Annotated in this window: 17 protein-coding genes; 8 read left to right on the forward strand and 9 right to left on the reverse strand. The window is 61.7% G+C overall.

Annotated features, from left to right (window positions below; all coding sequences use genetic code 11):
* Window positions 1-26: 26 nt before the first annotated feature.
* The 4 genes from LL253_RS00200 to LL253_RS00215 all read right to left on the reverse strand — a co-directional run bounded on the left by LL253_RS00200 (window position 27) and on the right by LL253_RS00215 (window position 11,819).
* A complete protein-coding gene (locus LL253_RS00200; RefSeq protein WP_228225782.1) occupies window positions 27-3,359 on the reverse strand; it encodes a glycosyltransferase in 3,333 nt (1,110 codons plus the stop codon).
* Between the two features lie 458 nt (window positions 3,360-3,817).
* Window positions 3,818-8,095: a glycoside hydrolase family 99-like domain-containing protein gene (locus LL253_RS00205; protein ID WP_228225783.1), complete on the reverse strand. Its 4,278-nt coding sequence runs from the start codon at window positions 8,093-8,095 to the stop codon at window positions 3,818-3,820.
* Window positions 8,096-8,153: 58 nt separating this feature from the next.
* On the reverse strand, window positions 8,154-8,768 hold the full coding sequence (locus tag LL253_RS00210) for a hypothetical protein (RefSeq protein WP_009822215.1): 615 nt from the start codon (window positions 8,766-8,768) through the stop codon (window positions 8,154-8,156).
* Between the two features lie 144 nt (window positions 8,769-8,912).
* Window positions 8,913-11,819: a hypothetical protein gene (locus LL253_RS00215; RefSeq protein ID WP_228225784.1), complete on the reverse strand. Its 2,907-nt coding sequence runs from the start codon at window positions 11,817-11,819 to the stop codon at window positions 8,913-8,915.
* Window positions 11,820-12,278: 459 nt separating this feature from the next.
* Here LL253_RS00215 and rfbA point away from each other — a divergent pair, with 459 nt between their 5' ends.
* Genes rfbA through rfbD form a run of 3 tightly spaced genes read left to right on the forward strand, consistent with a single transcriptional unit; the run spans window position 12,279 to window position 14,559 of the window.
* Entirely contained in the window at window positions 12,279-13,163 is an 885-nt protein-coding gene (gene rfbA, locus LL253_RS00220; RefSeq protein ID WP_037542918.1) for a glucose-1-phosphate thymidylyltransferase RfbA, read from the forward strand.
* The gene (rfbC, locus tag LL253_RS00225; protein ID WP_009822218.1) at window positions 13,160-13,705 is read left to right on the forward strand and encodes a dTDP-4-dehydrorhamnose 3,5-epimerase; all 546 of its coding nucleotides are present in this window, start codon (window positions 13,160-13,162) and stop codon (window positions 13,703-13,705) included. The genes rfbA and rfbC overlap by 4 nt, the downstream gene beginning before the upstream one ends.
* Window positions 13,702-14,559, forward strand: a complete 858-nt coding sequence (rfbD, locus tag LL253_RS00230; RefSeq protein ID WP_228225785.1) for a dTDP-4-dehydrorhamnose reductase — start codon at window positions 13,702-13,704, stop codon at window positions 14,557-14,559. Before rfbC ends, rfbD begins: the two co-directional genes overlap by 4 nt.
* Before the next feature lie 4 nt (window positions 14,560-14,563).
* On the opposite strand, the gene LL253_RS00235 is transcribed toward rfbD, so the two are convergent.
* From LL253_RS00235 to LL253_RS00250, 4 genes are all read right to left on the reverse strand, one after another.
* Window positions 14,564-15,685: a glycosyltransferase family 4 protein gene (locus LL253_RS00235; protein WP_228225786.1), complete on the reverse strand. Its 1,122-nt coding sequence runs from the start codon at window positions 15,683-15,685 to the stop codon at window positions 14,564-14,566.
* Between the two features lie 65 nt (window positions 15,686-15,750).
* The gene (locus tag LL253_RS00240) at window positions 15,751-16,407 is read right to left on the reverse strand and encodes an ABC transporter ATP-binding protein (RefSeq protein WP_228225787.1); all 657 of its coding nucleotides are present in this window, start codon (window positions 16,405-16,407) and stop codon (window positions 15,751-15,753) included.
* Window positions 16,404-17,216: an ABC transporter permease gene (locus tag LL253_RS00245; protein WP_228225788.1), complete on the reverse strand. Its 813-nt coding sequence runs from the start codon at window positions 17,214-17,216 to the stop codon at window positions 16,404-16,406. The genes LL253_RS00240 and LL253_RS00245 overlap by 4 nt, the downstream gene beginning before the upstream one ends.
* Window positions 17,216-18,313, reverse strand: coding sequence for a hypothetical protein (locus LL253_RS00250; RefSeq protein ID WP_228225789.1), 1,098 nt, complete (start codon window positions 18,311-18,313; stop codon window positions 17,216-17,218). The genes LL253_RS00245 and LL253_RS00250 overlap by 1 nt, the downstream gene beginning before the upstream one ends.
* Window positions 18,314-18,496: 183 nt before the next feature.
* Here LL253_RS00250 and LL253_RS00255 point away from each other — a divergent pair, with 183 nt between their 5' ends.
* The 4 genes from LL253_RS00255 to LL253_RS00270 all read left to right on the forward strand — a co-directional run bounded on the left by LL253_RS00255 (window position 18,497) and on the right by LL253_RS00270 (window position 23,039).
* Window positions 18,497-19,810, forward strand: a complete 1,314-nt coding sequence (locus LL253_RS00255; RefSeq protein WP_009822224.1) for a UDP-glucose dehydrogenase family protein — start codon at window positions 18,497-18,499, stop codon at window positions 19,808-19,810.
* A 16-nt stretch (window positions 19,811-19,826) separates the two neighbouring features.
* Complete coding sequence (gene gmd / locus LL253_RS00260) at window positions 19,827-20,861, forward strand: GDP-mannose 4,6-dehydratase (protein ID WP_228225790.1); 1,035 nt, start codon at window positions 19,827-19,829, stop codon at window positions 20,859-20,861.
* A gap of 12 nt (window positions 20,862-20,873) precedes the next feature.
* On the forward strand, window positions 20,874-21,773 hold the full coding sequence (locus LL253_RS00265; protein WP_228225791.1) for an NAD-dependent epimerase/dehydratase family protein: 900 nt from the start codon (window positions 20,874-20,876) through the stop codon (window positions 21,771-21,773).
* Window positions 21,774-21,866: 93 nt separating this feature from the next.
* Window positions 21,867-23,039: a polysaccharide biosynthesis/export family protein gene (locus LL253_RS00270; RefSeq protein ID WP_228225792.1), complete on the forward strand. Its 1,173-nt coding sequence runs from the start codon at window positions 21,867-21,869 to the stop codon at window positions 23,037-23,039.
* 57 nt (window positions 23,040-23,096) lie between these two features.
* Here the strand turns inward: LL253_RS00270 and LL253_RS00275 are convergent, their stop codons facing one another.
* Window positions 23,097-24,155 (reverse strand): mannose-1-phosphate guanylyltransferase/mannose-6-phosphate isomerase, encoded by a 1,059-nt coding sequence (locus tag LL253_RS00275; protein WP_323133384.1) that lies wholly within the window; start codon window positions 24,153-24,155, stop codon window positions 23,097-23,099.
* Between the two features lie 324 nt (window positions 24,156-24,479).
* On the opposite strand from LL253_RS00275, the gene LL253_RS00280 reads away from it, so the two are divergent.
* Window positions 24,480-25,271, forward strand: coding sequence for a sulfite exporter TauE/SafE family protein (locus LL253_RS00280; RefSeq protein WP_228225793.1), 792 nt, complete (start codon window positions 24,480-24,482; stop codon window positions 25,269-25,271).
* The last annotated feature ends 6 nt before the right edge of the window (window positions 25,272-25,277 follow it).

Consider the following 25,277-nt stretch of genomic DNA (forward strand, 5'->3'; position numbering starts at 1 on the left):
CCTTGAAAATATAATCGCTGTTCGGGCTAGTCAGTGCCTATCCCGTCCGCCTTTGCCTCGATCCGCGCCCGCCAGCAGGCGATGCCTTCGGTTTCCAGTTCTGGACGATCAATCATATATTCCGCAACCATAAATCCGTCGCGGGTGTAGAAATCGACGTCGTCGCCGGGGAAGGCCTCGCCCCAGCGGGCGGTGTAGCTGTAGCGGTTGTGGATGATGAAGCGGCCCCTGCCCTTGGTGCGGCCTTCATGATGGGTGACGGTGGAGCCGGCGGCATATTCGAAGACATGGCGGCCATGGCCCAGGCGATAGCACAGGTCGATATCTTCCTGCCCATTGATGAAGATCGGGTCGAACCCGCCGACCGCGGCGAAATCCACAGCGCGCATCGCGAAACAGGCCCCCGTGATCGCGCGGAAACGGCGATTGTCCGCGACCAGCGGTGAATTGGCGTCCTCATCGACATAAATGGGGTAGCCCAGCGGCGTCTTGCCCGAGAAGACCACGCCAACGCACTGCACCTTGCCATCGGGGTAGAGCAGCTTGGGCTGGCTGCCCATGACTTCGGGGTCGGCGAGCGGCGCCAGCAGCGGCTCCAGCCAGCCGGGCTGCACTTCGGTGTCGTTGTTGAGGAAGATGATGCGTCCGCCCTGCGACGCGGCAAAGCCGACATTGTTGCCGAGCGAAAAATTCAGATTGTCGAAATTGTGGATGACGCTGATGCGCCCGTCCCGCTCCGCCCACTGATCGAGCAGGCCCGACGTTTCCTCATCGCTGCCATTATTGACCATGATGATCTCGACCTTGGCTCGGCCGCACTGGCGCACCAGCGCGTTGAGGCATTTGTTGGTCAGCGAATATTGATTGTAGACGCACACGATGATCGACACGAGGTCGGGATCGCGCTGCGGCGCGTTGCTGCGCAGGCTGTGCCAGTCGATCATCGTCTGGTTGAGCGACAGGAAGCGGCGCTCAGGCCCGACGCGATGCACGCTGGCGTCCACAGGCTCGCCCACCGGCGCGTCGCGCCAGGCCGGACGGGTGGCGACGGCATCCTCCTCATAGGCCTTGGCGGCGAGCGCGCGCAGCTGCTTCATCTTGCCCGATCCGAACGCCGCCTGCACCTTGCGCGCATAATCGGGATGGCGTTGGTGGACGATTTCCATCGCCGTCTTGATGAGGCCATCCTTTTCCGCGCCAAAGCTGGCGGTGCGCTGGTGGAAGACATAGGCGTGGGGCGAAATGAAATTCTTCCACCCGGCCTTGATCGTGCGCATGCAAAAGTCGTTTTCCTCGCCATAACCGCGCGGAAACGCCTCTTCATCGAACAGGCCGATATGATCCATCAGGTCGCGGCGAATATACATGCAGAAACCGTTGCCGGTCGGCACGTCGATGGGATCGGACTCCTGCGTGAAGCTGATGATCCGGTGCGCCCATTCGTCATGCGACAGGCCTTCGGGCCGGGGATTGACGATATTGGGCGTGGGGAAGGAAAAGCTGCCCGAATTGTCCCCCATGGCCGTGACGGTGCCGGCCTTGGGCGTGCCCAGCGCCACCTTGCGCATCCCCTCGATCCAGCCGTCATGGACGATGGTGTCGCTGTTGAGCAGCAGGATATCGTCATCCCCCGCCCAAGCGATGCCGCGATTGATGGTGCGGGTATAGCCCATATTCTGCGGGTTCACGAGCAGGTTAAAGCCCGGGTTGAGCGCAAAACGATCCAGCAAGGGCTGCACCCGGTCATCGCTGCTGCCATCGTTGATCATCAACACCCGGTGCCGGGTCAGGTCGGTGCGGGTCAGCACAGATTGCAGGCAGCGCTCGACGGCTTCGGGCGCATTATAGACGGGCACGATGATGGTCAGCCGCCGTGTTTCGTCGATGCGCAGCGGCACCGGCTCGTTCAGCATAGTCGAAAGCGCATGCCGCAAATTGTTGCGCAGCACGACCGGCGCGAACTGGCGCAGGATCTTCTCACGACCAGCATCGCCCATGGTCGCGATACGATCGGGATCCTGGCACAGCGTGACGACGCGCGCTACGACTGCGTCGATGTCCTTATAATCGACGAGGAAACCGCTTTGGTTGTCGTCGATCAGTTCGGGCACCGCGCCCCAGCGATAGGCGATCACCGGCCGGCGCGCGGCCTGTGCTTCCGCCACAGTACGGCCGAAGGATTCGGCGAAATGCGACAGGGCGAGCACGACGTTGAGCTGCGCCATCGCCTCGGCCGGGGTGTCGGCATAACCGGCGAATTCGAGATTGCCCGGCAGGCCGGCGGCCTTCAATTCGGCGACATAGTCGTTTTCGGGGCCGATGACGCGGAAGAAGGCGTTGGGCGCCGCAGATTCCGCACGGCGCGCGACCTCGACAAAATCGGCTATGCCTTTTTTGGGGATGTTCGAGCTGACGATGCCGAACACGATCCGGTCCTGCACGACATTGGCCATGTCGAGCGCATCGACCTTCGCGACATTGGGCGCGTGGAAGCTGCGCTTGCTGCGCTCGAACAGCTTTTGCGTGGCGGCGGAATTGGCGATCACATAATCGGTTTGCTGGAGGATGCGATCGATAATGCCCTTCGCATCCATGCCCATGCGGTTGCACAGATGTTCGTCATGGTCGATCAGTTCGCGCGCATGGATCGCCGTCACCCGCCCTGCCCGGCGCGCCGCGATCAACGGATCAACCAGCACGATCGTATTGCAGTAGACGAGGCTGATATTGCACTGTTCGATGATGTGCGTGAAATCCTCGATAGAGGTTTCGTCAGGCCCCCGGTTCTTGGTCCATTGCCCATAGGGGAAGGCGAACAGGCCGCAGGATTTCGAGCGGAGCAATTCGATATAGTCGGGATTGCCCTCCTTGGGCACGGCGACATAGATGTTAAGGCGCATCTGCCCCAGCGCATCGAGCATGTCGATGAAGCTGCGTTCGCCGCCGAACATGTGCGCGTTGACTTCATGGGCGCACAGCAGGACCGATGGCGCGTCCGCGATAACAGGCACGTCCCCCTGCTTCCAGGATGCCGGATCGAGCGCGCGCCGACGCGGACCGAGGCGGCGGTTTTCGCGGTGCCCGTTCTTCACATAATGGAGCAACGGGTTCATGCCCGCCGCGCCCACATCGGGGTTCATTTCCAGATAGCCGCTGGTGCTGAACTCGCTCGACGGATCGCGCCGCAGCAGCGACCCCAACCACAGATAATGCGCAGCGGCGTCCACGCCCAAGATCCGGACGTCGGGATAGGTGCGCAGATACCAATCCTCATTGAACAGGGGAGACTGCTTGATCAACGCCACATGGTCGGCCGGCGCTGCTTCTGCTAGGATCAATTTGTGCATATCGCGCTTCATACCACCTAAAGTTCCGAGCGCTGTCGCCACGATAAACGCCGACACACCCCTCCTCTTCATTCCCGAATGCGGAACACTCCACCCGCCATAATCCATGTTAGGCATAGCCAGACTGTCCTCGCAGGTGCAGCAAAGCAAGTATAAAGCCAGGATTAACCCTATTTTCCGGGCTGGACGGTCAAATTGCACGTCAGACGCATCGGTAGCCGCCAGAGTGGCTCTTAACCCTCAATCGGAAAATCTAGCAGCTGCAACAAGATAGCAGCGAGGACTTTTCAGCCCGATTAGGAGATGATTACAGCTGCGTTACCGCCACGATGCGCTGTGCTGGCGAACATTTTCCCGGAACACAAAACAGCTGTGACAAAAAGCCCGAGTCGTTTTTTGGCGCATAACCGGAACCGGGCGGATCTTCGGCACGAGAGCGATAGAATATGGTCTCACTCGACCTGAGCCGTTCAGATGACGGCGCGGGCAGTCGCCTCTCGCAAAGCCATCATGTCCGGCCCCGAAAAGGCAGCTTTTACGAGGCGGGCATAGTCGGGATAGCGTTTCATCACGACATCGACACCTTCCTTGACCAGCTTGTCCTTCTCGCCCTTGAAGCTGGCGGTGCGGATGTGGAAGACGAACGCCCAGGGCGAGATGAGGTTGACCCAGCCCGCCTTCATCGCCCGCATGCAGAAGTCATTCTCCTCACCATAGCCGCGCGGGAAGCCTTCCTCGTCAAACGTGCCGCATGCGTCCATCATGGCGCGCCGGATATACATGCAGAAGCCCGAGCCGGTCGGCACTTCAGGCGCGGCGCAATCGACCGCCGCCTGAACCATCATCAACGCATATTCCTCATGCGTCAGATGATCGGGCTTGTCGCATTTCTGGTTATGAAGCGGGAAGGAGAAGGCGCCGGCATTGTCGCCCATGGCCGTGACCGTGCCGACATTGGGCCGGCTATAGGCGGTGGCGCGCAGACCCTCCAGCCAGCGCGGCGTAACCACCGTATCGCTGTTCAAGAGGATGACATCGCGCCCGGCGGCCTGGCCGATGCCAAGGTTGATCGTCTTGGTATATCCCAGATTGCGAGGGGACCGCATGATGGTGAGGCCCGGCGTTCCGGCAAAACTGTCAAGCACGGGTCCAACCGCCGGATCGGGGCTGCCATCGTCGATGACGAGCAGCTGATTGTCCTTCAAATTTGTGTGCTTGATGACGGAGGCGATACAGGCCCGCACTTCCTCCGGAGCATTGTAGACGGGCATGACGATGGTGCAGGGCACGGCCGCACCGATGGTCTGGGCGGCGATATCGATGGGTTTGGCATTGCCCACATCGCTCTGCGGCGTCATCGGCCGACCGACGATCCGGCCATAAGCCTGGCCGACATGATCGCGCAGGCGCTGCTGCGAGAAATTCTGGCGGATGAAGGCGGCGCCCTTTTCCCCCATGGCTCCGATCTTGGCGTCATTCTCGCACAGGTCGGCCACCGCATCGACTACGGCAGCGACATTCTTGAACGGCACCAGATAGCCGGTTTCGCCATGCTGGATAAGCTCAGGCAGCGCGCCCCAATGATAGGCGATGACGGGGCGTTTGGCCGCCAAAGCTTCGGCGACCGTCCGGCCGAAGGATTCGGCGAAAGTGGACAGGTTCAGCAGGACATTGAGTTCCGACATGGCCGACCGGGCGCTGTCCTTGTAGCCGGCGAAGATCAGATTGTCGGGGCGCTCGCCCTTCGCGACCTCGTCCATCCAAGCATCGATCTGCGCGGTGCGCGGGCCAATGATGACGAACTTGGCGCGGCTGGTGCGGGCAGCCGCCAGGCGGGCGACCTCGACAAAATCGGCGATGCCCTTTTTGGGGATGTTGGAACTGACGATGCCGAACTTGATCGTGTTGCCGAACAGGTTGCGCATCTCGAAATCCTCAACCGTGACCGCATTGGGCACGTAGAGGGTCCGATTGTCGCGGGCGAACAACTCGCAGGTGGCGCGCGAATTGCCTATCAGCCAGTCGGTGCGGTCGAGCACCGTGCTGATGATCTCCCCGGTGGTGAGCGCCATGCGCTCCTGAAGGCCATTGTCGAGTGAGATGAGTTCCCGGACATGGCTGAGCGCCGTGCGCCCCATGCGCCGCGCCGCCGCGATCGGTTCCAGCAGGACGATGGTGTTGGCATGGACGATATCGACGGCATGGCGCGCGATGATGTCGGCGAAGTCCAGCATCAGCCATGCATAATTGTCGCGATTGTCCATCCATTGCGGATAGCGGAAGGCATAGGCGCCCGCGCACAGCTTCTGGATCGCCTCGATATAGGCCCGGTTATTGTCGCTGGGCAGCGTCATGATGACATTGACCGGCATCGTCGCCAGCGCTTCGAGCACATCGAGCAGGCTGCGTTCGCCGCCGAACAGCTGATGCCCGGAAATATGGGCGCATAACAGGATCGTCGGCTTGGTCGGATCCACCTCCCTGTAGCCGCGATACCAGACCGGGCCGCGCGGCATGGTGCCGTCCGGCGCCAGCGGGCTGCCCAGATGGGCAAGCCGACCTTCCTGCTTGGGCGCAGCGGCGATGCCGGCCGGCAGCGTCACCGCCTTCATTCCCGGCGTCGCGTCGACCGCAGAGCGGAACGCGGCCAGGTTCGTCCTGCCCCAACGCTGGTCGGGCTCCAGATAGGTGCCTTCCGCCCACTCATTCCAGGCATTGATGAACATCAGCGTTTCAGGCGCGCTGTTATGGCGGCTTTCCTGATCCAATATGCCCTTGATCCAGCGCCGGAACCCCTGCGGGGTCGCGCCATGGAAGACGCGCGCATCGGTCAGGCGGCGCGCCATATTGTCCCAACCCAGCATCGCGCCGCGGTGCACGGGCCATTCATAGCCGTCGGCATAGCGTTCGACATCGCCATCGACGACGGCGCCATAGTCGAAAATCTCGCCACCGAAATCCTTATGCAGATCATGCACCTTGGCGCGCAGATCGACCCGCGCGCCTTCATGCGGCGGGAACAGGACATAGCTGTCGAGCCCGTGATCCTGCGGCTGGCCTGCCAGCGATTCAAGACCAAAGCGCACCGCGCACAGGTGGATCTCGCCAAGACCGGCCTTGCGGCATTCCTCGCGCCAGATACGCGCGGTTTCCAGCCAGTTGGGAATGATCGAAATGCGATAGACAAGCAGAACCGGCTTGCCGCAATGACGAATCCAACGCGGATCCTTCATCATCGGGATCATTTCGTGAATGAAGGCGATATTGCTTTCGAGCGAATAATCCTGCTGCATCAGGACGTGGCGGTTCTGCCCGTCCCAATTGCGCGACCAGTTTTCGTTCGCCCAGCATACGCAAAAGCCGGTGTCGATGCGCGACGACCTGGCGAACTGCTCGATCGGCTGATTGAGCAGCTTCTTGCCGTTGAACCAGTAATAATAGAAGCAGAATCCGTGGATGCCGAATTCGCTTGCCAGTTCCGCCTGGCGCACCTGCGTCTCTTCAAGGCGCAGGTCATAATAGCCAAGGTCTGCCGGCACGCGCGGCTGATAATGGTGGCGGAATAATTGCTTCCCGCGCACGACATTCTGCCATTCGGTAAAGCCCTTGCCCCACCATTTGTCATTTTCGGGAATAGGATGGAATTGCGGCAGGTAGAAAGCCACAGCCTTGAGAGGGCGGTCAGGCGCGGCTGCTTGCGCCGGCCCGCGCGCGGCGTTGCGAACCTCCATGCCCCCTTCCCGGGCAACGGCGGCCAAAATCCCCAGAACCGTATCGCGTCCGGGAAATTTGCTGGCGTCCCCCGCACCAGCCAATTCAGCGGCACGCACAGCCACGGCAAGGGGCCGCCCGAGCAAAGGCTTGAGCCAGATCGCCGCGCCGCCGACCAGGTGCAGAGGATCCTGGCCAAGGGTCAAGCCCAGGCGTGGCAGCGCCGTATTGAGCGCGTCAATCAGCAGCTTGCGCTCCGCATCCTGTCGGACCAGCATAGAGGCGTGAGCGCCTGCCAGGCCCCATTGCGCATCGCCAACAAAGGCAGGTTGAAGCGCGATCGCCTGTTTCAGGGATTCGCCCGAACCATCCTGCGGCGATATCCAGAGGATATCTTCATAGCCATCCAGCGCCCCGGAGCCTGCAACACGCGCAAAACCTCGGGCATTCCCCGCCTCATCTGGGTCGCCAAGCAACGTCAGCGATACGATGTTGTCCGACAACGCCTCAGCGCCGAGCCGATCAATCGCTCCCATCAGGAACAGGTCCAGCGCACCGAGGCGGGAAAGCAGCTGCCGGATTTGTGCGCCGTCATCTTTAAGCGCGAGATTGAGGACGACCGCCAGTGGCGCGTTGGGCTCCAGCCCGCGCAACCCGAACGCATCAGTCGCATGACGGACATCGCAGGTCATTTCGACCGGACTTGGCATCGGCTGATGCGCTTTTGCGACGGAGTCGACAAGCCTTACCGGCGACTTGCGCGCGGGCAGCGGCTCGCGCCCTTCCGCCTCGCCATGGCGAATATAGTGAAGCAACGGATCCATGCCCGCCGCCACGACATCGGGATTGACCTCCACATAATGCCGTGTGTCAAACCTGGGGCCGGGATCACGCTGGAGAAGAAGACCAAAGCGCACGAAATGCTGGATGGGAGTGACGTCCACCAGGCGCGCGTCCGGGAAGGTCTTCACATACCAGTCGGCATCGAACAGCCCCGATTGTTCGACTTCGCGGGCCAGATCATCAAAAGTCAGCATTATCAGCCTTCATGGAATCGAGCGGCGCCAGACATGGAGCCGGATATCGGCAACAGGTTCAGCGCGGCTTTTCCTGGAGGGCGGCTGCGCAGCGGCGCAAATCCTCCATCGTGCGATTGACCGAGCGTCCTTCGCGAAGGCCATGGGTCACGAAATGTTCGGCGGCATTAACGCCCGCTTCGGACACATCAGGGTTCTGGTTAAGATACCAGGTAGCGTCGAACAGGCTATGCGTATCCAGCAACGCGCATTTGCGCTGCAAACGGACATTGGCAGGCAGGTATTTCGGCGCCGCTTGACGCAATAACGCGCCGAGCAGGCGTGTGAACAACAGATGCGCCTTGTCGGCCTGCGCCACCAGTTCTTGAACGCGTCCTTCCCGATCCTGCGCACGCTTGAGCGCGGACATCAGCGTTGCATTTTCCTTGAAACGAGCATCCAGTGCGGCTTCATGCTCACGCACGGTCGTTGCCTGTTGATCCTTAGCGGCCAGCAATTCGCCCTTGAGCTTGCGATGTTCGTCGTCAAGGCGCTTGACCTGAGCCTCAGCGGCCTGACGCGCCGCCGTCTCGTCAGCCAGTTGTGCGCGCAAAAACCGCAATTCGGCAGTGGCCCGGTCATCCGCCATCGCGGCGCCGCCGCCTGCATTCCCCTGGCTTTCCAAATCTTCCACCGCACCGCTTCCTTTGTTCAAAACTGCCCCGCTTCAGGCTATCGCATGATGGTTTCGGCTCACGAACCAAGTACCGAAGGATGGTGCGGCGACTATGGCAACCACCCTGTTGATGCAAGCCTTCCCCCGCGCCCTGCAGTCATCCTAGCGCTTCGTGGCTGACTGGGCCAACTCGCGCAGCGCGGCCATTTTCGCATTGGGCGAGCGCCCTTCGGCAAGGCCGTGGCGAATGAAGTGCAGCGCCGGATCCAGTGGTGAAACGGCGACATCCGGATAGGCCGATACATACCAGTCGGCATCAAAGCCGGCATGGTCGATGATCAGGCGGCGTTGCTGCTGCTCGGTTTTCTTTCGCGTGAGTTTGGGGAATGGCAAGACCGCTTGCGCCAACATCGTTTCCAGCGACGATAGCAAGCGATTATAGAGGTCGATATTGCTTTGCTGACTGGCCAGAGCCGTCGCGCGAAGGATTTCCCTCTTTCGCGTCATGTCCTGAAGGTCGGCTTCGACCGCCTTTACAGCATCCGTATGAGCCTTGCGCAGCCTGTCACTCTCGGCAGCGTGCTGCGCCATTTCGGTGCGCAGGCGGTCCAGTTCCTCGGTGCGAGCGCCCTCCTGTACCCGCGCGTCCTCCAGTCGCTGCCGATGCTCGCGCAGCGCGACATCCCGTTGGGCAAGATCAGCTTCGATATCGCGCTGATTTTGCAATACCGCATCAAGCCTTTGCGTCGATGCCCTTTCCTGGTCGGCGAGGGCCTGTTGAAGGTCGTCGACCTGCGCCTGCACCTGCCGCAGTCTTTCCTGCTCTTTGTCGCGCATGCGGGTCTGTTCATCGAGGTCCGCGCGAAGCCGCTCGATCGCACCATTGCGTTCGGCAAGACTGGCTTCGGCATCGTCCTGGCGCTGGCGAACATCGTCCAGCATCTGGCGCGTCTGGGCCAGTTCCAGTTCGCGATGATTGACCGCGCCCTGAAGCTGGATGGTTTCCGCCGTGCGCTCGCGCAGATTCTGCTCGAGCGTGGTGATGGAGCGGTTCGCCCTTTCCAAAGCAGCGCTATGCCGCTCCCGGTCCGCCTGATGATGCTCATCGGCCGCGCGCAATTGCGCGTCACGGTCGGCCAAGGACTGGTTCGCCGCAAGGAGTGACTGGCGCGCTTGCGCGAGTTCCATTTCGCGCAGAGCAAATTGCTCGGTCAATGTCGCGATCTCACTGAAGCGGGCCTTGAGCGCCTCTTCCGCCGCCGCCTTCGCCCGCTCCAGATCACGAAGCCTGGACTGTGCCTGCGCCAGGGATTGCTCAAGCTCGGCGCGCGCTTTCGCGTCAGCACCTTGCTGCTCGTGCCACTCGTTCCGGGCATTGAGCAAGGCTTCGGCCGCCTGTTCGGTTTCCAGCTGCCTCTGGCGCAGGGCGCTGTCCGTCTGCGCCAGATCATCCTGGAGCCGCTTTAGCTCTTCCTGGTGGGTGGAGCGCTCCTGTGCCAGCTGACCGGAGAGTTGCTCTGCCCGCTCCTCCCATTGCCTTGCGAGCGCTTCGGTCTGCGCCGCCTTTACCTGATGGTCGGATGATGCCTGTTCCGCATCGCCCAGCTTGTGCAAGGCATCCGACAGAGCCTGCGCACTTTCCTCCTGGCGCGTGGCGGCCTCCCGCTCTGCCTCGTCGGCGCGGCGCTGAGCCTCCTCGATCGCTGCGGCGCTTTCTTCCTGCTTCTGCCGAGCCGCATCCGCCTGCTGCTGCGCGTCCTTCACCGCGGCGAAGGCGTTGGACAGGTCTCCTTCCAGCTTGGCGCGCATTTCGCGCAACGTATCGCGCTCCTTCTGCGTAGCCAGATGGCGCGCCTCGAGCGCTTCCTTGGCGCGCTGGATCGCCTCAGCCTGTTCCTGTGCCTTCACAGCGCGGGCCTCGACCTCAGCCTGCGCGAGCTTCAGCTCCTCGGCCTGTTTGCGGGAGCCAGCGACATGCTGCTCCAGCGAACGAGCGCGCTCACGCAACCCGTCCCTCTCCTTCCGGGCCTCGGCCAATTGCCGTTCAGCCGTTTCCTGCCCCGTTTGCAACGCGGCAAGGCGCTCCTGCGTCGAGGAAAAATTGCGCTCAAGCTCTACTTTCCCGGCGCGCAGGGCATCAAGCTCTGCTTGTGCGGCGGCTGCACTGCTTTCCAGTTCGGCCTGACGCGCGCCCGCCTTCTCGCGGTCCTGCTGCAACTGCGCGATCTTGGCGTGCCGATCCTCATTATCCTTCGCGATCGTGCCAAAGGCATGGCTCGCCGCGACAAATTGCGCGCGAACCTCATCCAGCGCCGCACGTCCGTCCGCATTCTCGCCATCGGCGGCAAAGCCCATCAGCGTCTCATATGTCCGAACCACCCAGTCGGAACCGTAGCTGAGCGAACGGAGTACCCGTACGCCATCGCGGTGATGGCGCATGTCGGCAGAAAGGAATTGCGCGATTTCACGGCGCGCCTTGACCGAATTGCGCGGCCAGATCAGCCCCAGATCGTCCTGCGTCCGCTCGATGAGGCCGGCCGGGTCTTCCAACAGATCATCGAACGTCGTGAAGATGCGGCGCAACCCGCGGGTTCCGCGCTCGCCGTCGAGCGTGTAGCGCAACCATAGCAAGACGCCCTTGGACATCAGGAAATTATTGCGCCGCTCCAGCGATCGCGCGACCTCGACGGGATTGCGCAGCGGATGGATAGCTACCTGATCAATACCCAATTCGTCGAAGATTGATCGCCAGAACGGCATCAGGATCGAAAGCCGCGGGTCCTTGAAGATGAAGAGGGGCGAGTCGGTGAATTCACTACCCACCAGTTCGATCGCGCGATCGCGAAACCGTTGCACCGCGGAGGATTTGAACCAGTCGGGATTGAATTCCAGCCATTCCGACCATTCACCGCCGCCCGACAGGAGCATTTCCTCGTTCAGGTCCTTGATCGGCTTGGATTCCCAGTAGCCGGCGGCGTTCCACTGGTCAGCCCCGATCAGGCGCGGCGGCATGTCACCGCCGAGCAGGTTGAGCGCGCGCGACAGGGCACTGGTGCCGGAACGGTGCATCGCGACAATCATCACCGCCGTACGTCTGGCTGACGGGGAAACAGGGGCGGAAGCCCCCACCTTTTGTGCCTGACCTGATTTCGCCCCGCCCGATGCCTGCGTTTTTTCCGTCGACACTATATCGTCCACCCTTAACCGCCCCCAGACTGAATGGCCGCACCTTCTGACGCCATGGTCGCACCTGTCAATCATAAACCCCAGCTTTGTCCCGCATTGCAGCATCGGCAGCCGGCTTGGCGCGGAGATTGGCACCTATGCGACGGTGCTCGTCACCGCCAGGCAACTGCGCGGCAGCGCAGCAATGCCACGCCCCCGGGCGGCCGCCAGCTTCTGCCTTCCAGACGCGGAGTCTCGTTCTGGGCCGACCCCATCACACAACCAGACATTGCGCGCCGCAACATCGCCTTGCAATCGACACCCGCCAACCTTACACCGCGACCGTCTTTGAGGGAGCTTGATGTGCGCAAGGGAATTATATTGGCCGGCGGGTCCGGCACAAGACTCTATCCGCTGACCAAAGGCGTCTCGAAACAATTGATGCCGGTCTATGACAAGCCGATGATCTATTATCCGCTGTCGACCCTGATGCTGTCGGGCATTCGCGACGTCCTGATCATCACTACGCCCCATGATGCGGCGTCCTTTCAAGCTCTTCTGGGCGATGGCAGCGAATGGGGCATGTCCCTGTCCTATGCCGTGCAGCCCGAACCCAAGGGGCTGGCCCAGGCCTATCATATCGGCGCGGACTTCGTGGGCAGCAATCCCTCCACGCTCGTGCTGGGGGACAATATCTTCTACGGCCATGGCCTGGTCGACCTGTTGCGCAATGCCGGCACGCGCGACAATGGCGCCACCGTCTTTGGCTATTATGTCAGCGATCCCAAGGCCTATGGCGTGGTATCGTTCGATGCGCAGGGTCGCGCCGAAACGATCGAGGAAAAGCCCGAACAGCCCAAGTCCAACTATGCGGTCACGGGGCTGTATTTCTACGATGGCCGCGCGGTCGATATGGCGCGGGACCTCAAGCCCTCTCCGCGTGGCGAACTGGAAATCACCGACCTCAACCGCCTCTATCTGGAAGAAGGTGCGCTCTCGGTCGAGATCATGGGCCGCGGCTATGCCTGGCTCGACACCGGCACCCACGGATCGCTGCTCGACGCGGCGCTCTATGTGCGGGTGACGGAGGACCGCCAGGGCCTCAAAATCTGCTGCCCCGAAGAGATCGCCTGGCGTCAGGGCTTCATTGACGACGCTCAGCTGGAAAAGGTCGCGGCCCCGCTGCGCAAAAGCGGCTATGGCGACTATCTGATGGACCTGCTCGGCGGCAAGGGAGCGATTGCGTGAACATCATCGAGACCGCCATCCCCGGCCCCGTCATCATCGAACCGCGCGTGTTCGGCGACGAACGCGGCTTCTTTTACGAAAGCTATAATGCGGGCGCGTTCAAGGCGGCCGGGCTGGATCTGAATTTCGTCCAGGACAATCACAGCAAATCCGCCAAGGGCGTGCTGCGCGGGCTGCATTTCCAGAATCCCAATCCGCAGGGCAAGCTGGTGCGTGTGACCGCCGGCCGGGTCTGGGACGTCGCGGTCGATATCCGCCGGTCCAGCCCGCATTTCGGCAAATGGGTCGGCGTCGAGCTGTCGGCTGCCAACAAGCGCATGTTCTGGGTGCCCGAAGGCTTTGCGCACGGCTTCATCGCGCTGGAGGACGGCACCGAATTTCTCTACAAATGCACGGCGACCTATGATCCGTCCGCCGAACATTCGCTGATGTGGAATGATCCTGCCGTCGGCATCGAATGGCCGCTGGAAGGTCTGGAACCACAGCTGTCGGGCAAGGACGCACAGGGCAAGGCGCTAAGCGAGATCGAGGCTTTCGCATGAAAACGCTGATCACAGGAGCCAAGGGCCAGCTTGGCCGGGGTTTGCAGGCGACCGCGCCGGCCGACGCGACATTGCTGTGCGTCGACGTCGATGAACTTGATATCACCGACAGCGTCGCAGTCGGGGCGTTTGTCACGCGCGAAAAGCCGGATCTCATCCTGAACGCCGCCGCCTATACTGCCGTGGACAGGGCGGAAACAGAAGAAGACGCCGCAATGGCGATCAATGGCATCGCGACCGGGACGCTGGCGGACGCCGCCCGATCCGTGGGGGCACGGTTCGTCCATGTGTCGACCGACTTCGTGTTCGATGGACGCGCGGGAATTCCCTACGCCCCCGATGCGCAGACCGCGCCGCTCAGCGCCTATGGCCGCACCAAGCTGGCGGGCGAGCAACTGGCCGGACCGGATGCGCTGATCGTGCGCACGGCCTGGGTCTATGCGCCGACCGGCGGCAATTTCGTGCGCACGATGCTGCGCCTGATGGCGGAACGACCCGAAGTCCGGGTGGTCGCCGACCAGATCGGCACGCCGACCTACGCGCCCGGCCTTGCGTCAGCGCTCTGGACCATGGCCGGCAAGGGCGTTTCGGGCATTCACCATTATACCGACAGCGGTGCTGCCAGCTGGTATGATTTTGCGGTCGCCATCCAGGAAGAAGGGCTAGCGAGCGGCTTGCTGAGCCAGGAGGCGCGGATCGTGCCGATCCCGACCAGCGCCTATCCGACGCCCGCGGCTCGCCCGCATTATTCGGTTCTGGACAAGGCGTCGACCTTCGACGCTCTGGGTGGTCCGACGCCGCATTGGCGCGCCAATCTGCGCGTGATGATGCAGGCGATCAAGACGAACGGCTGACCGTCTAAGCGTCGACCAGTTTCAGCGCGCGGAGCAAGGCCCGCGCGCTGTCGTCCCAGCCGGCACCGACATAAGGTGCGGGATCTGGATAGCGCAGAATCTCGACTAACCGGGCCGCGAGCGCAGCGGGCGCTTCGTCAGTGAAAAAATAAAGGCCGGGGCGCTCGAGTTCGCGCAACACGGGCAGGTCGCGCGCCAGCACCTTGCAGCCGTGACGCAGCGCCTCGGCGACCGGCAATCCATAGCCCTCCCCGCGTGAAGGCACCGCGACCAGCGACGCCCGCGCATAGATGGCGGTCAGCACTTCATCGGTCGCGCTGTCCAGCCACAGGAAACGCGGCTGCCGCCGCGCCAGCTCCCGCATATGCGCCTGCAAGGATTCGGTGCGCCAACCAGGACGACCGACGACGACGAGCCAAGGCGCCGCGGGGTCAATCTGCCACAGATGCTCCATCGCCGCGATGAGGCTGTCATGCCCCTTGCGCGGTTCGATGGTCCCCACGACCAATACCATTTTCTGACCGTTCAGTTGGGCAAGCGCGGCATCCTCTTCGGCGCTCATACCCATGGTGGGGCTGGACTGCTCGATCGCGCCGCTGAGCGGCATGACGCCAATCTCAATTCGGTTAAGCGACATCGCATGCGCGGTTTGCAGCATATCGTGCAAATCGCGCGCCACCTGCTCCGAAATACAGATGGCGCGATCGGCATGGCGCATCAGCACCTTGATCCATCCCCGGAAATTCCGCCCGGTGCTTTCTGGAAACCAGTCCGGCCGTTGAAGCGGCAACAGGTCATAGACGACCAGATTGATGGAAGCCCCCGCGCGCCGCCAGCCGGCGATCTGCCGCCGATGGCGGATCAATCTGTGCGCAGCGAGATCAAGGCCTAGGAAAATATCGCCCGAGGCGGCTTTCACCAATGGAGCGGACCGGGCGGGCAACGAGAATGTCAGACTGTCCGGATCATAGTGCGCAACCGCGTAGCCGCGCCTCGCCGTCGCCGCGACCGGCACTACGAGGACATCCTTCAGCTCTGCCTGGATCAAACACTGCCAGAGCGCCCGAACCACCCGCTGAATACCAGTGCCCGCGTCATGCTGCGCAATCGTAGAGACATCGATCAAGAGGCGGCGCGGGGTGGAACAAACAGCGGGAAGTATCCGTCGCCCTTTCCACCGGGCAAACCAGGTCATGCCCGCTCGTTGGCCCTGTAGAAGGAATAGGCTTCGTCCATGTCCTCAAATTCGGTCAGGGTATTGTTCGCAAGAACAGCCGCGCGATCGCAACGTTGCCGCACGAAAGCATCATTATGCGACACTATGATCATTGCGCGGTCCGCGCGCTTCACGAACAATTCCTCCGCGCATTTTTCCTGGAACCGCTTGTCGCCGACGGCCACGATTTCGTCGATCAGAAAGCAATCAAAATCCACCGCCAACGAGATCCCAAATCCCAATCTTGCACGCATGCCGGCTGAATATGTCTTGATCGGCTCTTTCATGAAGGAACCAAGCTCGGCAAATTCTTCAACTGCTTCCGCTGCTTCAACAGGGTCTTTATCGTAAATTCGGCAAATAAACTTCAGATTGTCCAACCCGGTAAGAGAATGCTGAAAGGCGCCTGAGAACGCTAATGGCCAGGATATCGACATATCACCAGAAATCCTGCCGCCCGAAGGCTGCTCGATTCCCCCGATCAACCGGATCAGCGTCGATTTTCCTGCACCGTTCCGACCAAGAATACCGATTTTCTCCCCGCGTCCGATGGAAAAACTGACGTCTCGAAAGACCCAGTGCCGACCGGTCCGAGTGGGATAGGACTTGGATATATTCTCAAGACTGATCATGCCGGGACCAAATTCTGGCTCGCCCTTCGGATTTCAACCAATCCGAACAAGGTGAAGACAAGATTGATCGTAGCCATATAGCCCAAGTCATAATGCGCATTAAACTGCGATCCGAAAAAGCCATCACGCACGCATTCAACACCATGGACCATGGGGAGATAGAGGACCCAATGGGCAAAATCGGGGGGAAGAGCGTCAACGAGAAAGGCAGACCCCGACAAAGGGAACATGAGATATTGAAGCGGTGCCCAGAACTTGTCGATCAGTTCCGAGCGATGCGACAAGGCCCCAACGAACATCCCGATCGCGCATCCCCACCATGCGAGCATGAGCCAGCCGACGACGACCTTGAAGGGGTCCTCGGGCAGCGACAGCCAGCCGATAGCCGCAAAAATGATCGTGAGGATGAAGAAGGAAGTCGCGACGCTCAAACCTTCCAGCAGCAGTCTGCTCACGAAGATGTCGAATATCCGGACGTTGCGATGATACATCAGCGACAGATTTGGCTCTATCGAATCGATGACACGCGACGGCATATTTCGCCAGACGAGCACGCTTGAATATCCCGTGAGCGCGAAAGCCGCAATTGACAGGCTCGAGCCATGAACTGCCCGTAGCGCGCTCCAGATCAAGGTCACGCCGATGGTGAAGATCATCGGCTCCACGAACAGCCACAAAAATCCGATATTGTGACGCCCAAAACGTGTGATGACCTCGCGCATGACGAGCGCATGTATAACCCGCCGCTGGATCGCCCACGAATGCAGCAAACCGGTCTGAGGTCCCTGCCGGTGGCCGTCGCCCTCCATCAGTCCTTATGCTCCTTGATGCCGCTGACCAGCATCGACAATATGGCCCATACGACCATGCCAACCGCAAACACGCCAAGAATGGCGCGCATCCGGCGCGGCTCGGAAGGATAATCAGGCATATTAGGTTCAACGATGCGTTCGACATAAGCGCGCTTGCGGCGTGCTTCATTGCGGGCATCTTGCAGCGAGGTGATCGCGGAGGCGAGCACCTTGTCAGCAAGTTGGCTTTCCAGTTGCAAGCGCTGATATTGCGCTGCCGTTGCGGCGAGCGACTTCTGATTACCCGCGACAATGCCGGTCTGCTCGTCAATTTCCTTGTTCAACTGCCGAACCCGACTCTCCAATACCGGAATTTGCGGGTTTTGCGGCGTGAATGCGCGCAATTGGACGAGTTGCGTCTTGGTCGTGATCATCTCATCTTGAAGCTTGGAAACCATCTGCAATTGCACATTGGCCTGCTGTTCCGGGTCTACAACGCCTTTCAGGTTGCGATAATTCGAAAGAGCGAGTGCGGCTTGCCTGGACGCGCTTTTCGCTTCTTCCAATTCCTTGGAAGCATAACCAATCAGGTCACCGCGCGAACGCTGGTTCAATTGGTTGACGAGCGTTTCAGCCTGCGCCAGCAATCGACGATTGATTTCATAAGCATCTTTGGGTGCAAAGGCGCGCACCTTGAGCGTGGTGATGGATGAGCCGGCATTATAGGCCACCTCCACCTTATTGGTGTAATATTGAAAAAGCTTGTCGAACGATCCGCCTGAACCAAATGGATTGAACCGGTTCAGGATCGATATGGAGTCATTGCCATAGGCGCGCGTGACAAGCCCGTTTTTATTGAGCGTCGTCAAAGCATCGCGCGACAGGATATAATCCTGCGTGGCATAGCCTTCATTCCCCGATGACCCGCCAGATTTTATCAGCGAACTCAAGCCCGAAACGTCCGATTTATCGGAGTTGCGAACGACAAAATGCGACTCGGAAATGTACAGACTGGAACTCAGCGAATAGTAAAGTATCGCTATCGCCGTAGGAATCAGGACCGAGGCGATAAAGAGAGTCGGCACGCGCCCGACGCGATCAGGAATTTTCAGCATTGGCACTCGTCAGCCCATAGTTTGGGCTTGTGTTAGGAGTGGCATCCGGCAAAGTCCAGCCTATTGCATCGCGGCACAGAGACGGCGTCCTTGGCCTCTTTGGCGTCCTCACTCCTTGTTTGTAATCCGCAAAGGGCGTGCTAGGGCGAGCGCTCCTTCCTACAGCAGGGGCTGTGCGGCTTTATGAAAATCACGATGATTGGCACGGGTTATGTAGGCCTTGTGTCGGGGGCCTGTTTTGCGGATTTCGGGCATGACGTTGTGTGCGTCGATAAGGATGCGGGCAAGATCGCGGCGATCGAATCCGGCCGCATGCCGATCTTCGAGCCGGGGCTGGACCAGCTGGTGGGCAGCAACGCGGCGGCCGGTCGCCTGACCTTCACCACCGACCTTGCCGCCGGGGTCAAGGGCGCGGACGCGATCTTCATCGCGGTCGGCACGCCTTCGCGCCGGGGCGATGGCCATGCCGATCTTTCCTATGTCTATGCTGCGGCGCGGGAAATCGTCGGCGCGCTCGATGGCCCTGCCGTCATCGTCACCAAGTCGACCGTGCCCGTGGGCACCGGTGACGAGGTCGAGCGGATCGCGCGCGAACTGCGCCCTGATCTCGACATTCAGTGCGTCTCCAACCCCGAATTCCTGCGCGAAGGCGCGGCGATCGGCGACTTCAAGCGGCCCGACCGCGTCGTCGTGGGCACCACCGGCTCTGAGCGCGCGATCGCGGTGATGAGCCAGGTCTACCGACCGCTCAACCTCAACCAGGCGCCGCTGATGTTCACCGGCCGCCGCACCGCCGAACTCATCAAATATGCCGCCAACGCCTTCCTCGCGACCAAGATCACCTTCATCAACGAGATGGCGGACCTGTGCGAGGCGGTGGGCGCGGAAGTGCAGGACGTGTCGCGCGGCATCGGCCTCGACAACCGCATCGGCGGCAAATTCCTGCATGCCGGCCCCGGCTATGGCGGCTCCTGCTTCCCCAAGGATACGCTCGCGCTGGTCAAGACGGGCCAGGATCATGACGCGCCGATCCGCATCGTGGAAACGGTGGTGCAGGTCAACGATCTGCGCAAGCGCGCCATGGGCCGCAAGATCGTCAAGGCGCTGGGCGGCGACGCCCGCGGCAAGAAAGTCGCGCTTTTGGGCCTCACCTTCAAACCCAATACCGACGACATGCGCGACGCCCCCAGCCTCGCCATCGTCCAGGCGTTGGAGGATGCCGGCGCAACCATCGTCGCCTATGATCCCGAAGGCATGGAGGTCGCCGCGCCGATGATGCCATCCGTCACGATGGCGAGCGACGCCTATGAGGCCGCCGACGGCGCCGACGCGCTGGTGCTCGTCACCGAATGGGACATTTTCCGCGCGCTGGACCTGAAACGCATCGCCGCCGCCATGGCCGGCAAGGCGCTCATCGACCTGCGCAACATCTACCCCCTCGCCGAAGCCCAGGACGCCGGCTTCACCCTCACCCGCGTCGGCGGGATGGGCAGCTGAACCGGCTGACGGGCATATGAAAAGCGCGATCATCACCGGCATTACCGGCCAGGACGGGGCCTATCTGGCGCAACTGCTGCTGGACAAGGGCTACCGGGTTTACGGCACGTTTCGCAGGACCAGTTCGGTCAATCTGTGGCGGATCGAGGAACTGGGCATTGCCGACCATCCGGAATTGCGGCTGGTCGAATATGATTTGACCGACTTGTCCTCCTCCATCCGTCTGCTCCAGCAATCGCAAGCACGCGAAGTCTATAACCTGGCGGCGCAAAGCTTTGTGGGCGTGTCGTTCGACCAACCGCTGACCACCGCGCAGATCACCGGCATCGGTCCGCTCAATCTGCTGGAAGCCATCCGCATCGTCGATCCGTCGATCCGATTTTATCAAGCCAGCACGTCAGAGATGTTCGGCAAGGTGCAAAGCATGCCGCAGAATGAAGCGACCCCATTCTGGCCCCGCAGCCCCTATGGCGTGTCGAAACTCTATGCACATTGGAGCACGGTCAACTATCGTGAAAGCTACGGCATTTTCGGGTGCAGCGGCATATTGTTCAATCATGAAAGCCCGTTGCGCGGACGCGAATTCGTCACCCGCAAGATCACCGACTCTGTCGCCAAGATCGCGCTGGGGCAGCTCGATTGCCTGATGTTGGGCAATATTGACGCCAAGCGCGACTGGGGTTTTGCCCGCGAATATGTCGAGGGCATGTGGCGCATGATGCAGGCGGACGAGCCGGACACCTATGTGCTGGCGACGGGACGAACCGAAACGGTTCGCGATTTCGTGCAACTCGCATTCAAGGCGGTGGGACGGGACATCGTCTTTTCCGGCGAGGGCGAAGCGGAAATCGGCGTCGATGCGGCCAGCGGCGGAACCGTGATGCGCATCGACCCGCGCTTCTATCGCCCGGCAGAAGTCGATCTGCTGATCGGCGATGCAAGCTATGCGAGGGAAAAGCTGGGATGGGCGCCGCAAACCTCGCTTGAAACGCTGTGCGAGATGATGGTGCAGGCCGACCTGCGCCGTAACAAGGCCGGCGTCAGTTTCTGAACGGAGGCGGTCATGACCACCACCCTCATCACAGGCGCGGCGGGCTTTACCGGCCGCTATCTGGCGCGGCGGCTGGCTAATGGCGGCCATCGCGTGGTGGCGCTGTTGCGCGAGCCGACTGCTCTGGCGGAAGCGGGCGTCGCTGAGAGCCATGTCTGCGACCTGACCGACGCGACAGGCCTGCACGCCATCATGCGTCGGGTGCAGCCCGATCACATCATCCATCTGGCCGCGATCGCCTTCGTCGCGCATGACGATCTGGCCGACATGTATCAGAGCAACATCGTCGGCCTGCGCAACCTGCTGGGAGCCGCCAACTGCCTCGACCGCCAGCCCCGATCCATTCTGGTGGCGAGCAGCGCGAATATCTACGGCAATGGCAGGCCGGGCCGCTTGAGCGAAGACGTGCCCCCTGCCCCCGCCAATGATTATGGCGTGACGAAAGCAGCCGGCGAGATGATCTGCCGCCTGTTTGAGCGGCGACTGCCGATCATCGTCACCCGCCCGTTCAACTATACCGGCGTTGGACAATCGCCCAGCTTCCTTATTCCCAAGATCGTCGATCATGTCCGGCACCACGCACCCGATATCGAACTGGGCAATCTGGACGTGGCGCGCGATTTTTCCGATGTGCGCATGGTGGTCGATGCTTATGCCCGGCTGATCGAGGAGCCGGCTGCGATCGGCGGGACATTCAATGTCTGTTCGGGCGAGGCGACCAGCCTTGGTCAGCTTCTGGACAGTATCCGCCGATTATCGGGTCATGATTTCGCGGTGCGGGTCAACCCAGCCTTCGTTCGCGCCGACGAGGTCAAGACCCTGTGCGGTGACGCGGCCCGGATCGAAGCCGTAATCGGCCCGCTGGCGCGCGTGCCACTGGATGAAACGCTGCAGTGGATGCTGACGGCATGAGGTGACAGGATCGCAGCCGGTCGGTAATGTCTTGCAACCCGACACTGGCTGATGTTTGAATTTTCGTGGCCCGTTCGGGCGCTAGGAGACTTGATGACCCGCTTGTCGTATCGCCGGATCGGCGCACGCCTTCCCCGCCTCAGCCTGATGGCCGCGTTGCTGGCGACCGCCGCATGCACCTCGGTCGGCCCCAGCACGCAGCGCGTTGCGAAAGCTGGCAAGGCCGGCGAAGCGTCGGTTCAGGGCATTCAGGTCATCCACCTGAACGACCAGATGATTGCCGCGCGGCCCAGGATTCCGATACGCGATTTTGCGACTAATCTAGGTGATTCGCCGGCTGTCGGTGAGACTGTGGGGCCGGGCGATGTGCTGACGGTCAACATCTGGGAAGCGCCGCCCGCGGTGCTGTTCAGTTCCAATCCGACATTGAGTTCCGTCGACACCAGCCGGGCGACGTCGCTTCCGGAATTTATCGTTGGCCAGTCCGGCGAGATTTCCGTGCCCTTCGCCGGAATGGTGCCTGTCACTGGCCGCACGCTCGACTCAATCGAGCGAGATATTACGCAGCGTCTGCGCGGCAAGGCGCATCTGCCACAGGTCGCCGTACGCCTGTTGCGCAATCAAAGCGCCAACGTGTCCGTCGTCGGCGACGTCAACCAAAGCACGCGCATGCCGCTCACCCCCAAGGGCGAGCGCATCCTGGACGCGATTGCCGCGAGCGGCGGCACCAAGGCCGCTTCGGAAAAGACGGCCATTCAGGTCAGCCGCGACGGTCAGGTCTATATGATGCCGATGTCGGCGGTGATCAGCGATCCCCGCCAGAATGTCGTGCTGCGATCGGGTGACATCGTCACGGCGCTGTATCAGCCCTACAGCTTCACCGCACTGGGTTCGGCGAGCAAGAGTCAGGAGCTGTATTTCGAGGCGACCGGTATCACGCTGGCGCAGGCGATGGGCCGCATCGGCGGCTTGCAGGAAGGTCGCGCCGACGCGAAGGGCGTTTTCCTGTTCCGCTGGGAAAATCCCGCACTTGTGCCCGATCACGGCGCGGATGTGGTTCCCGGCCCCGATGGGCGGATTCCTGTGATCTACCGCGTCGATATGCGCGATCCGGGCACCTATTTCGCGATGCAGAAATTCCTCATCCAGGATAAGGACGTGCTGTATATCTCGACCAATCCGGTTGCCGAAGCCCAGCGCGTCTTCAGCCTGTTCGCCTCCACGGTTCTGCCACTGGTCGCGATCGACAGAGCCATCAGCCGCTGACAATGAGCGAGTCGGGGCGAGCAAGGCTTGTTCGCCCGGGCCCGTCACCCTTTGCCGTCAGGGCGTCAGTCCGGCCGCCTTCATCTGTTCGACAACGCCCCTGACGTCCTGCGATCGGTCGCGCGGCATCACCAGCACGCCCTGCGCCGTCGACACGACGACGCAATCGCGCATGCCAAGGGTAGCGACCGGCGGGCCGCCATCGACATAGATGAGGTTGCCTGCGCCATCGACGGTAACGGCCTCGCCCTTCACCGCATTACCTTTCGGGTCGCGATCACGCACCGCCCATAAGGCGTTCCAGGAGCCGACATCGGACCACCCCATGTCGACGGGCACGACCGCCGCATGATCGGTCCGTTCCATCACGGCCACGTCGATCGAGACATTGGGGCTGGCGCTAAATTCCGCCTCGCCCGGCAGGACAAATCCGTCCTGCATTGTCGCCTGCGCCATCGCGTCGACCGCAGCCGCGCGCACGGCGGGCACATGCTGGTCCAGTTCGTCCAGCAGGACGCCGGCGCGGAACAGGAAGATGCCGCCGTTCCAGTAATGGCGTCCATCGGCCAGATAGGCCTCGGCCCGCGCCAATGGGGGCTTTTCCACAAATTCGGCGACCGCGTGAATATCATTGGCGGCGTCGATCACATCGCCCTTGCGGATATAGCCATAGCCCGTTTCGGGATAATGCGGCTGGATGCCGAACGTCACCAGCCTGCCATCGCGCGCCGCCCCCAGCGCCGACGCGACGGCGCCCCGAAACGCTGTAACATTGGCGATCACATGGTCCGACGGCATCACGAGCATCAGCGCCGCGGGATCGCGCGCAGCGATCCAGGCTGCTGCAATGGCGATGGCGGGCGCGGTATTGCGACCTTCGGGCTCCAGCAGGATCGCCGCCGTGCTGTAGCCCCCGTCGGCAAGCTGTTGCTGCACCAGCGGCCCTTGCGCCCCGCTCGACACGATCAGCGGCTTTTCAAAGCCCGGCAGATCATAGGTTCGCTCAATGGTTTCCTGCAACATCGAACGATCCCCGACGAGCGGCATGAACTGCTTTGGGCAGGCGGCATGGGAGGCCGGCCACAGGCGCGTGCCCGCGCCCCCGGACAGGATCACCGGATAAATTGTGGTCGAAGAAGAAGAGGCAGAAATGGTCAAAATCCCTGATGGCGGCGCGTCATGATCCGCGGCCCTAGCATGAAAGGCGTAAAGAAATCCGCATTGATGCGGCCCTGTCTATGAAGCGGCAGGGGTCGATGCAATCCATGGCGGGCGAACGCTGTCTTTTTCCTCTCGCTTTGGCGATGGGGGCGGTCTGGCCCCGGGACCAATACCGCCCCGATCGCGATGAACCGCTAAAAAAGGCTGTTCGCGCCTGCACTGTACCGATATGTCGGGCCAAAGCGGTCCGCCTCGCGGGCCTGCAAGTGGGGGATTTGAATGGATTGGTTGCACGCGATCGCGGGGCTGTTCGTCGGTGTCATGGTGGGCATGACGGGCGTTGGCGGCGGATCGCTGATGGCGCCGATCCTGATCCTGCTGTTCGGCGTGTCGCCAACGACGGCGGTGGGCACGGACCTGTGGTTCGCGGCAATCACCAAATCCGTGGGCGGGTTCGTCCACCATCATCATGGCGGCGCCGAAGGCCGGCCCGATTATGAAGTCATCAAGCGCCTGTGCCTGGGCAGCCTGCCCGCCGCCGTCATCGTCCTGATCTTTCTGTCGCAGATCGACGCGCAGCAGATCAAGGGCGGGCTCATCATGAACGCGCTGGGGGTGGTGCTGATCCTCACGGCCGTCGCTACCCTGTTCCGGGGCCGGTTCCACCACATGGCGGTCCATGCGCGCAAGGATACCGCGCACAATTTCCTGCGCTATCAGGCCGGCCTCACCGTGACGGCCGGCGCCCTGCTGGGCGCGATGGTCACGCTGACGTCCGTGGGCGCTGGGGCGCTGGGCGCGACGCTGTTGCTGGCGCTCTATCCGCTGCGAATGCGATTGCAGAAGCTGATCGCGACCGACATCGTCCATGCCGTGCCATTGACGCTGGTGGCGGGCCTGGGGCATTTGTTCATCGGCAATTTCAACCTGTTGCTGCTGCTCAACCTGCTGGCAGGCTCGATCCCCGGCATCATCATCGGATCGATGCTGGCGTCCAAGGTGCCGGAAAAGATGTTGCAGCCCTTGCTTGCTTGCGTCCTCGTCGTTGCCGGCTGGCGCTTGCTGGGCTGACCAGCA

This window comes from Sphingobium soli, from assembly GCF_020782245.1.
Lineage (GTDB): Bacteria > Pseudomonadota > Alphaproteobacteria > Sphingomonadales > Sphingomonadaceae > Sphingobium > Sphingobium soli.